The sequence below is a fragment of the Xanthomonas sp. genome (assembly GCF_017163755.1).
Taxonomy (GTDB): Bacteria; Pseudomonadota; Gammaproteobacteria; order Xanthomonadales; family Xanthomonadaceae; genus Xanthomonas_A.
This window is the reverse complement of sequence record NZ_JAFIWC010000034.1, coordinates 15,013-29,396: the sequence shown is the minus strand read 5'-3', so window position 1 is coordinate 29,396 and position 14,384 is coordinate 15,013. Positions and strand designations below refer to the sequence as shown.

Sequence of the window (14,384 nt, the reverse complement as noted above, 5' to 3'; positions counted from 1 at the left end):
GATCATGAAGATATATACAAGAAGATTAATTTTCTCTGTCTATTATTTGGTCGGAGTAGCGATTTTCACACAGATGCATACGGCCGCCGCCAGCGACGCTATACCCCGCCTCCAGGATGGAGCTCCCGACGCAATCGCACTAAGCTGCTTAGTCACCACGCGCGGAAACTCCCATCATGAGTATACGAATCCGGGCCGCAAGTTGAATCCGACCATCGAAGACCTTTCTCCGCCGCGTCTGATTGAAAGGCCTTTTGGACTTCTATTGAACAAGGCGCAGTGCGACCGCTTTCTGGCCAAACGCGAAGGCGAGCAGCTTTTCTCGGATATCTCCACCAGCGATACATGGTACGAACGTTCGGAATTCATCCATGAGTCCGAACTGATACCGATCAAGCGCTGGACCACGCGCTACATCTACTACAACACCTACCTGAGCTATGTCGGCTCGGAATTGATGCAGCGCAAGGAAGAACATCGGCAGGATCTGCTCGGAAGCTACGCCGCCTACTCGCTGCAGACATACAAGGATCGACTGTTACAATTCAGCCAGGACGGGTACTTTTTCGACAAGGAAACCGGCTTGCGCTGGCGGATCATGATGCATCCCTATAGGCCGCCGGACGACCCATTGGAGCCGCGTCTCACTGCCATTGATGAGTCCGGTCGGTACTTGCCGAGGGGCCTTCCCGGAACTCCCGCCGGATATGCCTATCGCTATAGCTGCACGCGCGAGGACGATGGGGGCTACGCCTGCGGTTACAGCCCCAAACCCTCCGAGCGCGAGCGCGTCGAGCAATCCCCCTATTACGGACGCATCACCCAGATCAAACCCGCGTTCATCCCGATGCGGATAGAGCCGGAGCGCATCACCATCCTCAAGCGGGTCAGTCCGGGAGAGCCATTCAGATACGGCGCTGACGAGTGGGACGTGGAAGACAGCTTGTTTTTCTATGCGAATTTTGACGACCCCATCCGGCCCGTCTACTTCGCCCCTGGCCTGTTGTTGCGCGACGAGAAGATCGTTGCCAAAGGCAAGCTTCCAAAGAAATCGGACTTCGTGCAGGAAGAAATCTGCCTGACCGATTGCCCGGAAGACATCGCTTGGCAGGTGCCCGGCGCGGAGCCGAAGCCGCAGCGTCCTTGAGGGATACGATCCCTGGAAGCAAATGATGAGCCTGCAGGCCAGTGTTCCACGATTGAACGCTCAGCGCCGCTCGGCAGAGGAACATGCATGAGCGGATGCGACAGCGCTCGAAGATCGGGCCAGTGGTTGCTTCACTATCGCAGCTACGCGAGGCCGCGCCGACACCTCTATTTCAGCGACTACTAACGCCAAACATTGGACGGCTCACGCAACAACCATCTGCGCGCTGCAACAGCCGCGTAGCCTTGCAGCCGCGCGACCTTGCCGGCTATCGAGGAGCGGCCGACCCGCCGGCTCAACCTGGCAGGCCTCTTCCCGCAGTTCCCGAAGAACTACAACGCCGGAATCAAGTGCGATGATGCATAGGGAATGATCATGAAGATATATACAAAAAGATTAATCTCCTTCGCCCACTATCTGGTCGGAGTAGCGATTTTCACGCAGATGCATGCTGCATCCGCCGGCAACGCCGTACCCCGTCTCCAGGATGGGGCGCCCGACGCAATCGCACTAAGCTGCTTAGTAACCACGCGCGAAAACTCCCATCATGAGTATACGAATCCGGGCCGCAAGTTGAATCCGACCATCGAAGACCTTTCTCCGCCGCGTCTGATTGAAAGGCCTTTTGGACTTCTATTGAACAAGGCGCAGTGCGACCGCTTTCTGGCCAAACGCGAAGGCGAGCAGCTTTTCTCGGATATCTCCACCAGCGATACATGGTACGAACGTTCGGAATTCATCCATGAGTCCGAACTGATACCGATCAAGCGCTGGACCACGCGCTACATCTACTACAACACCTACCTGAGCCATGTCGGCTCGGAATTGATGCAGCGCAAGGAAGAACATCGGCAGGATCTGCTCGGAAGCTACGCCGCCTACTCGCTGCAAACGTACAAGGAACGCCTGTTGCAGTTCAGCCAAGACGGATACTTTTTCGACAGGGAAACCGGCTTGAGATGGCGGATCATGATGCATCCGTATGCCCCGCCTGATGACCCATTAGAGCCGGAACTCACTGCCATCGACGAATCCGGACAGTACCTGCCGCGCGGCGTTCCTTCCGCACCAGCCGGCTATGCTTATCGCTATAGCTGCTCGCGCGAGGAAGATGGGGGCTACGCCTGCGGCTACAGCCCCAGACCTTCCGAGCGTGAGCGCATGGAACGATCGCCCTACTACGGTCGCATCACCCAGATCAAGCCCACATTCACCCCGATACGGATAGAGCCGGAGCGCATCACCATCCTCAAACGGGTCAGCCCCGGAGAGCCATTCAAGTATGGCAAGGAGGAGGGCGCTTGGACAACCACGCTATTCTTCTATGCGAATTTCGACGACCCCATCCGACCCGTCTACTTCGCCCCTGGCCTGTTGTTGCGCGACGAGAAGATCGTTGCCAAAGGCAAGCTTCCAAAGAAATCGGACTTCGTGCAGGAGGAAATCTGCTTGACCGATTGCCCTGCGGACATCGCTTGGCAGGTACCTGGCGCGGAGCGCAAGTCGCAGCATCCTTGAGGGTGCGCGCAGCCTTGCAGCCGCGCGATCTTGCCGGCTATCGAGGAACGGCCGATACGCTGGGCCAACCGGGCAGGCCTCTTCCCGAAGTTGCCGAAGAACTACAACGTCGGAATCAAGCGCGATGATGCATAGGACATGATCATGAAAATATCCTTCGGCTACTATCTGGTCGGAGTAGCGATTTTCACACAGATGCATGCAGCGGCCGCCAGCAACGCCGTACTCCGCCTCATGGACGAGGCTCCCAATGCAATCGCACTAAACTGCGTAGTCACCACGCGTGGAAGCTCCCACCATGAGTATACGAATCCGGGCCGCGAGTTGAATCCGACCATCGAAGCTCTTCCCCCGCCGCGCCTGATTGAAAGGCCCTTTGGGCTGAGGTTGAACAAGGCGCAGTGCGACCGCTTTCTGGCCAAGCGCGAAGGCGAGCAGCTTTTCTCAGATACCTCCAATGGCTACAGATGGTACGAGCGTTCGGAATTTATCCACGAGTCCGAACTGATACCGATCAAGCGCTGGACCACGCGCTACATCTACTACAACACCTACCTGAGCTATGTCGGCTCGGAACTGATGCAGCGCAAGGAGGAGCATCGGCAGGATCTGCTCGGAAGCTACGCCGCCTACTCGCTGCAGACATACAAGGATCGACTGTTACAGTTCAGCGAGGACGGATACTTTTTCGACAAGGAAACCGGCTTGCGGTGGCGGATCATGATGCACCCCTATAGGCCGCCGGACGACCCACTGGAGCCGCGCCTCACTGCCATCGACGAGTCCGGCCGATACTTGCCACGGGGCCTTCCGGGAACCCCTGCCGGTTACGCTTATCGCTATAGCTGCATGCGCGAGGAAGATGGAGGTTACGCCTGCGGCTACAGTCCAAAGCCGTCGGAGCGCGAGCACTTAGAACGATCGCCCTACTCGGGCCGCATCACCCAGATCAAACCAACGTTCACCCCGGTGCGGATAGAGCCGGAGCGCATCACCATCCTCAAACGGGTCAGTCCGGGAGAGCCATTCCGATACGGTGCTGACGAGTGGGCGGTGGAAGACAGCTTGTTTTTCTATGCGAATTTCGACGACCCCATCCGGCCGGTCTACTTCGCGCCTGGCCTGTTGTTGCGCGACGAGAAGACCGTCGCCAAAGGCAAGTTGCCCAAGAAGTCGGACTTCGTGCAAGAGGAAATCTGTTTGACCGATTGCCCGGCAGATATTGCGTGGCAGGTACCTAAAGGCGAGCACTCCAAGCCGTAGCACTGCCTTAAGCGCCCAATCATGCAGGCAAATGATTAACTCACAAGCCGGTGCTTCCCGATTTATTTGATAGCGATCGGCCAACTCCGCGCTCATCGCGCCTCGTTGGCCATCTTCACTAGGTCGCCCTTGCCCGCAACTACGGGCTGTTCTTCACCGAGTACTCGCTCTCGCTGGTGGGCCACAGCGAGAACCTGTCGTGGCGCTGGCGAGCGGGACCACATACCTGGCGCCGGCGGTCTCGGACGCACGCCCATTGGCCCGGATGATCGACCTGGTCGGGATTGAACGCCTTGGGCTGGCGGTGCCGCCGCCCCACTCGCGGTCCAGACAGGTATTGGCGCCGAAGTGCGCGATCCCGCCGAACTCCAGGTGCCGCCAGGCGACCCGTTGCACTAAGGCTTTACGTCGGAAAAGTCCGGACCCAGTGTGCGCGGCAGCGCAGTCAGGCCAAGGCGGCGATCCAATGGCTCGGAGAGAGCAGGCGCATCACGATTTCCTGCAGCGTCAGGGGCGGCCGGCACCGCCGGCGAGTCAGCATATGGTATTTAATTGATGATAAATAGGTATCCCCCATACCTGTGCAGGACCGCACCACGATGAGGTGCCCTTCCCTGATTCCGCTGCTGTCGCTGTTCGCCGTGCGCGCGATCGCGGCGCCGTCGCCGGTGATCTCCAGCGAGTTCGTCAACGCCGAGCCGCCGACCGCGCAATGTCACGCTTCGACGCTGGTGGAAACCCGCGATGGCCTGCTGGCGGCGTGGTTCGGCGGTCGCCACGAAGGTGCGGACGACGTGGCCATCTGGGTGGCGCGGCGCGATGCGCACGGCTGGCACAAGGCGCAGCGCGTGGCCGACGGCGCGCAGCCGGAAGGCAAACCGCTGCCTACTTGGAACCCGGTGCTATTCCAGCCGGCGCACGGGCCGCTGCGCCTGTTCTACAAGGTCGGCCCGGACCCGAAGCGCTGGTGGGGCATGCAGACCACCTCCCACGACAACGGCGCACATTGGTCTGCTCCCACCCGGCTGCCGGACGGCATCCTCGGCCCGATCAAGAACAAGCCGGTGCAGTTGGCGACGGGGCGCATCCTCAGCCCCAGCAGCAGCGAGGACGGCGGCTGGGTCGCGCACATGGAGTGGTCGGACGACGACGGCGCGCACTGGACCCGCGGCCCGGCGCTCAACGGCCCCACGCGCATCGGCGCGATCCAGCCCAGCGTGCTGGTGCATCGCAACGGCGACCTGCAGGCCATCGGCCGCAGCCAGCAGAACCACGTGTTCAGCGCCTGGTCGCGCGACCAGGGCCGTAGCTGGGAGCCGATGACCCTGCTCGACGTGGCCAATCCCAACTCCGGTACCGACGCGGTGGTGCTGGCCGACGGCCGCGCGCTGCTGGTCTACAACCCCACCCAGGCCGGCAAGGACTGGTGGGAAGGCCGCGGCGTGCTGGCGGTGGCGCTGTCGGACGACGGCACCCGCTGGACGCGGGTGCTGACCCTGGAAGACAGCCCGAAGGACGAGTTCTCCTATCCGGCGGTGATCCAGACCCGCGACGGCAAGGTGCACATCAGCTACACCTGGAAACGCACGCGCATCAAGCACGTGGTGCTGGACCCGAAGCGGCTTTCCAACCTCGCCGAGGAATAGCAGGAGAAGGCGATGCCGCTCCCCCACAAAAAAACCAGCCGATCAGGCTGGTTTTTTTGTGGGGCGAGAAGCCTCAAGGCCGTTCGGCTTGCAGCCCATGCGTCAGCGGGGCACCGTCTGGAAATAACGGTATGCGGTGAGACGCCAACCACCGCTTCTCCAGACATACGACCAGGTCTGGGTCCATCCCCTGCTGCTGGACGTGATCTCGATAGTGTCGCCTTCGGCGCCATTGACGGGCAGAGGCAACGGCGGACCGTCGCCGGGCGCACTGGGCTGCATCATGCCTGGCACCGTCCGCGTCGCCACCACGGTTACGTCACCCAGATACGCGGGGTTGCCTATCTCGGAAGAGGTCCGAAATGGCGCGTTGAGCTCTAGCCACTGCCGTACCTGCTGCGCCTCTACGGATCCCGATTTATAGCTAGCCTCCGAGACCAGCGTGCTTTGCAGAGTGCTCTGCGCTGCGACGGTGCCGGAGAACAACAGGGATATCGACAGTATTTTCAACCATTTGATAACTGATCCATTCATAGCGGCGCATTCCTTTGAGCATCCAGCTAGCCAATGTGCCCCTACCCGGTGGCAGGCCCAGTGTACTGCCCGATAGCGGTACTAACGGACCGCACGGCGGTTGTCTACGCTACGCCCCAGCCAGCACCGCCACCATCCGCCGCACCCGCTCCACGTCGGTCTGCATCCGATCGCCGCCCAGGCTGCGGACATGCGGATGCGGCGCCAAGGCGCGCGAGGCCACCGGGCCGCGCGCCGAGCCGTGGAATTCGTGCGCGCCGGTGACCGCGCGCAACCGTGCCAAATTGGTCTCGGACACGCCGGAGCCGGGCATCACGCTCAGCCGCATGCCCGCCTGCCGCACCAGCGCCGCGATCAGCTCGGCGCCCTCCTCGGCGGTCTCGCGCGCGCCGGACGTCAACAGCCGCTCGCAACCCAGCGCGATCACGTCCTCCAGCGCGCGCAGCGGATCGGCGCTGACGTCGAACGCACGATGGAAGGTGACGCCGAGCGGCCCGGCCGCATCGATCAGCACCCGCATCGTGGCGACGTCGACTTCGCCGGCCGGGTCCAGCGCACCCAGCACCACGCCATCGCAGCCCAGCCGCGCGCATTGCTCCACGTCGCGGCGCATCGCCTCCACTTCCGCTTCGTCGAACACGAAATCGCCCACGCGCGGGCGGATCAGCACGTACAGCGGAATCGTCAGCCGCTCGCGCAGCACCGCGACGGTGCCGTACGACGGGGTCAACCCACCGCCGTCCAGGCCGCCACACAGTTCCACCCGCATCGCGCCGCCGGCCTGCGCCGCCAGCGCCGATCCCACCGAATCGGCGGCCACCTCCAGCCCCGCCTTCGCCACCGCGCTCATGCCGCCGGCTTCGCGAAATGGCTCTGCCCGGGCAACAGCAGATCCTGCCGCTGCGCATCGCAGACCGCGTAGCTGAAACCGGGCTGGATCGCGAACGCGCCGACCTCGCCGCGCTTGTTCATCGCCAGGAAGCCGACCTGCAGGTCGCGCGTCGCCTGCGGCTTGCGCCGCACGATGCGCATCACCACCTCGCGGCAGGCATCGGCCGGGCTGCGGCCCTGGCGCATCATCTCCACCACCGCGAAGCTGCCGACGTTGCGGATCACTTCCTCGCCCACGCCGGTGGAGGTGGCGCCGCCCACCTCGTTGTCCACGTACAGGCCCGCGCCGATGATCGGGCTGTCGCCGACCCGGCCGTGCATCTTCCACGCCATGCCACTGGTGGTGCAGGCGCCGGACAGGTTGCCGTGCGTGTCCAGCGCGAGCATGCCGATGGTGTCGTGGTTGTCCTTGCCGCCGGGCAGCGTGCCCTTCTGGTAAGCGCGGTTCTCGATGTTCGCTTCCGGCGCGTACCTGGACGTCTTCAGCCATTCCTTCCATGCCTTTTCGGCGGCCGGCGTGAGCAGGTTGGTGCGCTCGAAGCCTTGCGCCAGCGCGAACTGCAGCGCGCCGTCGCCCACCAGCATCACGTGCGGCGTCTTCTCCATCACCCGCCGCGCCACCGAGATGGCGTGCACCACGTGTTCCAGCGACGCCACCGCGCCGCAGCTGCCGGTGTGGTCCATGATGCAGGCGTCCAGCGTGACCCGGCCATCGCGGTCCGGATAGCCGCCCAGCCCGACGGTGGGATTGTCCGGATCGGCCTCCGGCACGCGCACCCCGGCCTCCACCGCATCCAGCGCCGCGCCGCCTTGCGACAGCACCTGCCACGCGGCCAGATTCGCCGGCACACCGAAATCCCACGTCGAGATCACCCGCGCGGCGCCACGCGGCAGCGCCGCGACCGTGCCGGCGCCGCTGGCGCGCGCACGCGGCCACGCGGCCGCCAGGCCGGTGGCGATGGCGCCGAAGGCGGCGGTCTTGAGGAAATGGCGGCGTTCGTGCATTGGGGGGCTCCAGCGCGGGAAGGGAGGCCGCCGCGCGCGAAGAGCGCATGCGGCGAGCCTTGCATCATGCGACAGAGCGGCGCCGGATTGAATCGCCAGCGGAGCGGAATGGGACATCGGGCGCCCCCCGTTGCGTCATGGTCGCCCGCGACCACCGGACACCGACAGCCACTGAACGGAAGCGCGCTTATGGCGGCGGCGCGGCGGCGACGACAGCCCGGTGGCCGCCGGCATCGTGACCACGACAGGCGGCGCCGCCGTGCGACGTATCGGCAGCGAGGAACGAGGCGGTGGACGCGTGCCCGGCGCGATGCGTGGTGCCGCGCGACACGCCGCACCACGCATCGCGGCCGTCTGGCGCGCTTCGCCACAACTGCCGCCGCGAACCATCAGGCGATGGAGCAGACGCTGGCGACGCGAAGGGCGGGCTGCGCGTCCCACGACCGATCGCATGCAGCCCCCTCGCCATGTCGGCAGACGCGCGCGCGACATCGAAGCGTGGCCATCGCTGGCGCGGCATAATGCGGCCTTCAAATCCACCTGCAGGAAGAGATGACGAGCGTAGAAGTCCGCACAGCGCTGGAGAAGGAACTGCTGGAGAAGCTCAAGCAGGCCGCATCGCCCCACGCGACCGTGAAGGCAAGCAAGAACAAGCTCGGCCTGTTCGTTTCGAAGCAAAAGCGCGGCGAGATATACGTCCAGCACCTGCGCAACGCCGACGGCTACTACGCGGGCCTGGAGATCTACGCGTGCGACGCGATGGACTTCTGCATCGGCCAATCGCCGCCCTACCCGAGCCGGCTGCTGAATGCGTCGTTCCTGTCGAAGAGCTCGTTGTCGGAGGCGACAAAGCAGTTCGGCGACGACTCCAGCGGCATCATCCGGACCCCTGCGCCCGAGGCGATAGACGCGACGGCAACGAAAATATATGCGCGGCTACTGGAGTTCTACCTGCCGGCGGCGGAAAACGGTCTCCTCGGCACGCCTTCGCTGATCGACGACGTCATCGCCGAGCCGGACAACTATGCATATCCCTTCCTGACCGCGCTGTTCGTCGCGCGCAAGAACAACCTTGGCATGGACTCGGCGCCGTTCAAGAAGGTGCTCGGCACCAAGGCCATCTTTGGAAACAAACAGTTCGACCTGGAAGTGGCGAACAGGATCCTGGGGAACAATGGCGGCTAGGGAGATAGGTTCTCATAAAGCACAGTAAGAGCAACCATACCAACTGCCGCACCCACTGAAAGCCAGAACCCCCATTTATCTCCTACAGAACGAAATGGCTTGAGCTTCGGGTTGTTCATAAAGGCAAACCATCTCATAAGCCCACCAGTCGCCAAAGTACCCACAAGCGCGACCATCAAGCCAACATATAAAATTTTCATAAGGCCACCGCCATCTCTGAACGCAGCAATAGACAAGGCATCGCGCCGTTCAGGTTGACCACCGGCTCGCTCCATAAAGTCGTCCCTTAGCCGGCGCCACCTTGTATGCCCAATGCTAGAGGCTCTGGCATCTTAATCAATTCAGCGACCATGCTAGGAACCCGTTTTCCAAGCATCATAGAAACAGCGCGGATGTTGAGCTTATTTAACAATCTTACTCAGTTGGTTGCTGATTTCTGGCGGTAAAGAGTGGATCCACACATGCTTAAGAACGTCCTTAAATTCTTCATTTGCGGAAAAATACAGGGAGAGAAGAGGCAATACAGCCGACCCATGCATTCGCAACATAGTTTCCACAGGGCCAGCGCCGAGGTTCTCTATAACCCATGAATCAGCTTTGTTAGCTTCGTAGATTGATTCGACTACGTGCCAAGCCTGAATCGGTTCTAGCGCGATAAGATTCCCCAGTTCGCGCAGCGCCCACTCATGCTCGGCATATTCGTTGGTATCTTCGGCGATGGATTGTATCTTTGCCCACGAACAGGCGAGGTCATTAAGGTTCGTTTTCATAGTCATGGCCTGGGAAACGGCTTGTCAGGAGGAGGCATCGTTGCCCAAGTCCAAGAACCAAGAGGATACGCTAAGCATCCCTTTGATTCTGCACTCCGTAGTGCCGCGCGAAGATTTCCCTGCGATTGTTTGAATTGCTGCTGGTGCCCGTCCCATGACATGGTGCCCGTAGGCCTAGTTCTAAAGAGATCGAGCTTGTCCACTCGCATCGCCCAGAAACGATCCTTAACGTCTTGCAACCAGAATCGAACAACTTTGTATAGCGGCTCACATTCTTCTTCGCATTGCCTTTTTGTGCTATCCGCGCTTGTTGCGCCAATGATAGCCGCAGCCGTAGCGCCAGCTGCGCCAGCGCTAGCCGAGGTCCCAGCTTCTGTCCCTACACCTGCTGCTGCACAGGCAGCAGCGTTAGCAGGGTTCGCGCAAGCCGTAAGAGAACTAAGACCCAAAGGATCGATGGCATTGAACGGTCGGCTACCCACATAGCTGTAGGTGCTGATGCCTCCATTAAGACCAATGGGATCGCTCTGAACATAGCGACCACTGCCTGCGTCGTAATCCCTGAAGTAGTTGTAGTTCATCCCTGTGGCGGCATCGTACCGTTGGCCTGGGAACCGCATATCGAACACGAACGCCGTGCCGTCCTTGTCCGGATCCTGGTCCGGCGGCGTGTTGCCGAAGGCTTCACCCTTCAGATCCCACTTCCAGATTGCTACGTCGCGGACCGGGTCGATCACCGCGCGCGGGGTGCCCAGGTGGTCCGGCTGCACGTAGCGCAGCTGATTGCCTCCGGCCAGCACGCCGACCGGCAGGTCGTCCAGCCAGATCGCCTGCTGCAACGGAACGCCGTTGACGTCGTAATCGCCCAGCCAGTGGCCGCTCTCGTCGTACAGCGTGTAGGTGTTGGTTTCGCCGACCCGCCGCACCTGTTCGCCGCGGCCGTTGTAGCTGTATTTCATCACCACCGCGCCGGCGCGCTTGGCCTGGCCCATGCGGCCGTTGGCGTCGTAGACGAACTCCTGCGCGGTGCCGCCGATCGAGAGGGTGTTGCCGACCGCGTCGTAGGTGCGCGGCGTGCCGGCTACCGAGCTCAGATGGTGGCTGGTAGCCGGGTAGGCGTAACTCTGCGTCGTGGTATTGACCTTGGCGCTGAGGCGGTTGCCGGTGGCGTCGTAGCTGTAGCCGTCGATCACCGTGCCGGTCGGGCCGTCCTTGAACGCGGTCAGTCGGCCCAAGGCGTCGTAGTCCAGGTCGACGACCGGTGCGGTGTTGCCGGGGGCGGTCAAGGCGCTGAGATTGCCGACCGGATCGAAGGCAAAGCCTACGCCCAGGCCGTCGCTGCGGGTGTCGTTGACCGCCAGCGGGCGGTAGTCCTGGTCCAGCACGCGCTGCATCGGACGGCCGTTGCCGTAGGACCAACCGGCCACCGGCCCGAACGGGTAGTAGGTCGCAGTGCCCAGCAGCACCTGGCGGGTGCCGCCGGCCGGGGTCACCCCGACTTCGGTGGCCTGGCCTTGCGCGTTGCGCACGTAGTCCACCACCGCGCCATCGGGATACGTCAGCCGGCTCAGCTGGCCGGCCTTGGTGTAGGCGTAGCGAAGCACGAACACCTTGCCGTTGGTGGTCTGCACCTTGCGCACCAGATCGCCGAAGCGGTCGTAGCAGTAGTCGGTGCTACCGGTGGTGTCCTGCATGCGTGCCAGGCGGCCCACGGCGTAGGTCTCGCCGCTGGCGCACACGGCCTGGCTCACGTCGTAGGTGTAGGTGACGTTGAGCGCACTGGTCGGATACGCGACCTTGGTCAGCCGGTTCAGCGCGTCGTAGCTGTAGGTGGTCTTGATGTTGCGCGCATCGAGCTGCGTGGCGCGGTTGCCGGCGCTGTCGTAGGTGTAGGTGGTGGTGCCGGTGTCCGGGCTGGTCAGCTGGGTCAGGTCGCCCAGGCCGTTGTAGGTATAGGTGGTGTCCAGGCCCTTGGGGTCGGTGACCTTGGTCAGGTTGTCGAGCGCGTCGTAGGCGAACTTGGTCTCGGCATTGATGCCGCCCACGTCCTGCAGCGTGCGCGCCAGGCGGTTGAGCGGGTCGTAGTCGTTCTGGGTGACGTGGCCTAGCGCGTCGGTCACCGTCTTGGTGTTGCCGTTGGCGTCGTAGCCGAAGTCGGTCGGATCGCCGCTGGCGGTGGCCTGCGTGGCCAGCTGGCCGAGCTGGTTGTAGACCCGCGACAGCGTGCGCTTGAGCGCGCCGGATGCATCCTTGGTGTCTTCCTTGACCCGGTTGCCGGCGTTGTCCAGCGTGTAGTGCAGCGTGTTGCCGGCGCCATCGGCGATATCGGTCAAGCGGTGCGCGGCATCGTAGGTGAATGACATGAACGCACCATCGGGCTGCGTCACCCGTTTGACCAAGCCGGTGGGCCAATAGTCGATGGCGGTGATGCGATCGTCGCTCTCGGTACTGTCGTCGGCACCGCGCACCTTGCTGGCGGTGAGCCAGCCGCGCGGGTAGTAGGTGTAGTCGGTGATGGTGCCGTTGGCGCCCTTCACCGACAGCACGCGGCCGGCGCCGTCGTAGGAAAGGTATTCGGTCACCTGGCCTAGGGCGTTGGTGACTTTCCAAAGGTCGCCTTTGCGATAGGAGCATGTTGCGGACGACGAAGCACAATATGACTCATCGTTTGCATAATACGTATAGTCGACTCTGCGCGGTGCATCGGATATGCCAGTAACGGTAGAGAGCAATAGACCCACCTGGGGGCAACGCCCTGCGTCCAAGTCTTCCTGCTCGCAGTAGGAGGACACGAACAATCGCTCTGCACCATCATTGGAATCGGTATTGCGTGAAGCAGTAGGTTGGCCTCTTGAGTTGTACGTCAATGCAGTCTGTCTGACGATTTCTCCGGAAAGATCGCGCGTTGTGCTTTCAAGGACACGCCCGGATGACGGATCTCTGACATATGTTGTCGTGCGCTGTCCTTGGCTACCCTTGGCTACGGTCAGTACGAGGTCCCTGCCACACTCGTCTTGATCGTGATCGGTGATGGTCCCCGCGCCGTCCTGATGTTCATCCAAATGTCCGTTTTCGTCATAGCTCCACGTTTCACTGGACGAGACACAGCCTGGGCAGGATCTGGAGCTGTTTGTCGCCGTTCTGATGTCGTTGCGGGTTGTGAAAGAGCGATAGTTCAATGCTCCTGAGGGCTCAGTCACTTTTACGTATCCGCCGTTCATATAGCCAACATCGTAACGATCGCTATTGTCACCATGCATTGAACTTATTGCTCGGCCATCGGTGTCATAGCGATACGTTGCATAACGCTTGGCGGACTCATCGACGACACCGGTGAGCGCGTTAGGCAGAGACGCTCCAGAGGTTTGCGGCAATTCGCCGTAGAGGTAGGTGACTGTATAGCCGTCAGGAGTCGAAACCGACGTCAGGTGATCCGTCGAATCGTATGCATATGTATATATTCCCCCATCGGGGTCGACCAATTCGGACAGCCTACCAAGCGTATCGTAGTGCAATTGGATTGAGCGCCCTTGCCAGGAGGAAATATGGCTAGGAAACTGAGTGGAGACGTCTGCATACGTCAAACGGGTCGTAAGACCATTGAGTGGCTCGATACGTAAAAGGCGGCCAGTTAGGTCGTACGCCTCGGTTGTGCCGCCCTTATTTTCTTTGAACCGCCATTCGATGATGGCGCCGCTAGCATTACGGCCTTCGACCAGAGAAGCCGTCTGTCCGACGTCAGGTAACCACTTTCCGCTCGGCTGCCAAAAGAACGTGACCGTCCTTCCGTTGGGGCGCTTTGCATACGCAATTTTGCCACTAGAACTGTCGGCTGGAAAAACGATTCTGGAGGAATAGCTGTGTGTCCATCCAGCTCCAAGCGCAGCCTCCGCGCCAGCTTTGGAACTGTTATAATATCGGACGAAACCAAGTCCAGAGTGATCATCAATATCTACGACCTGTTGAAACTTGTTGCCGGTCGCTACATTGATCGGATTGCCTACGTGCGTTCCTTTAGCTTGGCATTGAACAGGACCAACGTTCAGCTCTGGCTTGAACGAAGAAGCCGGCCACTCAAATCCGCCATAGCCCACACTCCAGCGATAAGGGCAGGTGTCGCAACTCTTAAGGAATATGGCGCCTGTATAGCCATTTGCATGTGGAGCGATCCGCTCGCAACGATAGTCCGTCGCCTGAAAAGGCACTACTCTTGCGTCATAGTTTAGCTTTGCATTATCGAGGCATGCTGCATATGCAGCTGCCTGCGTAGGATAATCTTGAGCATGCGCGATGCCGCCGAATAAGCCAAATGACGCTATAGCAAATAAAAACTTAAATAGCGCGTGGCCGATATTTTTTCCCAACAATGTCTGCGACACAGACATCGATACCGAAAAAATCAAAAGAAGTCCATTTCGCATATCA

At 61.3% G+C, this 14,384-nt stretch carries 11 protein-coding genes; 5 read left to right on the top strand and 6 right to left on the bottom strand.

The window, feature by feature from the left end; all coding sequences use genetic code 11:
- Window positions 1-4: 4 nt before the first annotated feature.
- The 4 genes from JR065_RS18815 (at window position 5) to JR065_RS18800 (ending at window position 5,574) form a co-directional block, all read left to right on the top strand.
- The gene (locus JR065_RS18815) at window positions 5-1,147 is read left to right on the top strand and encodes a hypothetical protein (RefSeq protein WP_206235958.1); all 1,143 of its coding nucleotides are present in this window, start codon (window positions 5-7) and stop codon (window positions 1,145-1,147) included.
- A 375-nt stretch (window positions 1,148-1,522) separates the two neighbouring features.
- Window positions 1,523-2,665 carry a hypothetical protein gene (locus tag JR065_RS18810; RefSeq protein WP_206235957.1) on the top strand — a complete coding sequence of 381 codons (1,143 nt, stop codon included), beginning with the start codon at window positions 1,523-1,525 and terminating at the stop codon, window positions 2,663-2,665.
- A gap of 144 nt (window positions 2,666-2,809) precedes the next feature.
- Window positions 2,810-3,928 carry a hypothetical protein gene (locus tag JR065_RS18805; protein ID WP_206235956.1) on the top strand — a complete coding sequence of 373 codons (1,119 nt, stop codon included), beginning with the start codon at window positions 2,810-2,812 and terminating at the stop codon, window positions 3,926-3,928.
- A gap of 599 nt (window positions 3,929-4,527) precedes the next feature.
- Window positions 4,528-5,574 (top strand): sialidase family protein, encoded by a 1,047-nt coding sequence (locus tag JR065_RS18800; RefSeq protein ID WP_206235955.1) that lies wholly within the window; start codon window positions 4,528-4,530, stop codon window positions 5,572-5,574.
- 102 nt (window positions 5,575-5,676) lie between these two features.
- On the opposite strand, the gene JR065_RS18795 is transcribed toward JR065_RS18800, so the two are convergent.
- From JR065_RS18795 to JR065_RS18785, 3 genes are all read right to left on the bottom strand, one after another.
- Window positions 5,677-6,108: a hypothetical protein gene (locus JR065_RS18795; protein ID WP_206235954.1), complete on the bottom strand. Its 432-nt coding sequence runs from the start codon at window positions 6,106-6,108 to the stop codon at window positions 5,677-5,679.
- A gap of 109 nt (window positions 6,109-6,217) precedes the next feature.
- Window positions 6,218-6,958, bottom strand: a complete 741-nt coding sequence (locus JR065_RS18790) for a copper homeostasis protein CutC (RefSeq protein ID WP_206235953.1) — start codon at window positions 6,956-6,958, stop codon at window positions 6,218-6,220.
- The gene (locus tag JR065_RS18785) at window positions 6,955-8,004 is read right to left on the bottom strand and encodes a N(4)-(beta-N-acetylglucosaminyl)-L-asparaginase (RefSeq protein ID WP_206235952.1); all 1,050 of its coding nucleotides are present in this window, start codon (window positions 8,002-8,004) and stop codon (window positions 6,955-6,957) included. Before JR065_RS18785 ends, JR065_RS18790 begins: the two co-directional genes overlap by 4 nt.
- 552 nt (window positions 8,005-8,556) lie before the next feature.
- Here JR065_RS18785 and JR065_RS18780 point away from each other — a divergent pair.
- On the top strand, window positions 8,557-9,189 hold the full coding sequence (locus JR065_RS18780; RefSeq protein WP_206235951.1) for a hypothetical protein: 633 nt from the start codon (window positions 8,557-8,559) through the stop codon (window positions 9,187-9,189).
- Here JR065_RS18780 and JR065_RS18775 read toward each other — a convergent pair.
- From JR065_RS18775 to JR065_RS18765, 3 genes are all read right to left on the bottom strand, one after another.
- Entirely contained in the window at window positions 9,186-9,464 is a 279-nt protein-coding gene (locus tag JR065_RS18775; RefSeq protein WP_206235950.1) for a hypothetical protein, read from the bottom strand. The two genes, JR065_RS18780 and JR065_RS18775, sit on opposite strands and share 4 nt — an antisense overlap.
- A 126-nt stretch (window positions 9,465-9,590) precedes the next feature.
- Window positions 9,591-9,959 (bottom strand): DUF6869 domain-containing protein, encoded by a 369-nt coding sequence (locus tag JR065_RS18770; protein WP_206235949.1) that lies wholly within the window; start codon window positions 9,957-9,959, stop codon window positions 9,591-9,593.
- Between the two features lie 2 nt (window positions 9,960-9,961).
- Entirely contained in the window at window positions 9,962-14,380 is a 4,419-nt protein-coding gene (locus tag JR065_RS18765) for an RHS repeat-associated core domain-containing protein (protein ID WP_241093756.1), read from the bottom strand.
- Window positions 14,381-14,384: the final 4 nt, after the last annotated feature.

Bases quoted from the DNA above. Each gene is read 5' to 3' on its own strand.
- JR065_RS18790 (WP_206235953.1), bottom strand. From the start codon at position 6,958: ATGAGCGCGGTGGCGAAGGCGGGGCTGGAGGTGGCCGCCGATTCGGTG.
- JR065_RS18815 (WP_206235958.1), top strand. From the start codon at position 5: ATGAAGATATATACAAGAAGATTAATTTTCTCTGTCTATTATTTGGTC.
- JR065_RS18770 (WP_206235949.1), bottom strand. From the start codon at position 9,959: ATGAAAACGAACCTTAATGACCTCGCCTGTTCGTGGGCAAAGATACAA.
- JR065_RS18805 (WP_206235956.1), top strand. From the start codon at position 2,810: ATGAAAATATCCTTCGGCTACTATCTGGTCGGAGTAGCGATTTTCACA.
- JR065_RS18795 (WP_206235954.1), bottom strand. From the start codon at position 6,108: ATGAATGGATCAGTTATCAAATGGTTGAAAATACTGTCGATATCCCTG.
- JR065_RS18765 (WP_241093756.1), bottom strand. From the start codon at position 14,380: ATGCGAAATGGACTTCTTTTGATTTTTTCGGTATCGATGTCTGTGTCG.
- JR065_RS18785 (WP_206235952.1), bottom strand. From the start codon at position 8,004: ATGCACGAACGCCGCCATTTCCTCAAGACCGCCGCCTTCGGCGCCATC.
- JR065_RS18775 (WP_206235950.1), bottom strand. From the start codon at position 9,464: ATGGAGCGAGCCGGTGGTCAACCTGAACGGCGCGATGCCTTGTCTATT.
- JR065_RS18800 (WP_206235955.1), top strand. From the start codon at position 4,528: ATGAGGTGCCCTTCCCTGATTCCGCTGCTGTCGCTGTTCGCCGTGCGC.
- JR065_RS18810 (WP_206235957.1), top strand. From the start codon at position 1,523: ATGAAGATATATACAAAAAGATTAATCTCCTTCGCCCACTATCTGGTC.
- JR065_RS18780 (WP_206235951.1), top strand. From the start codon at position 8,557: ATGACGAGCGTAGAAGTCCGCACAGCGCTGGAGAAGGAACTGCTGGAG.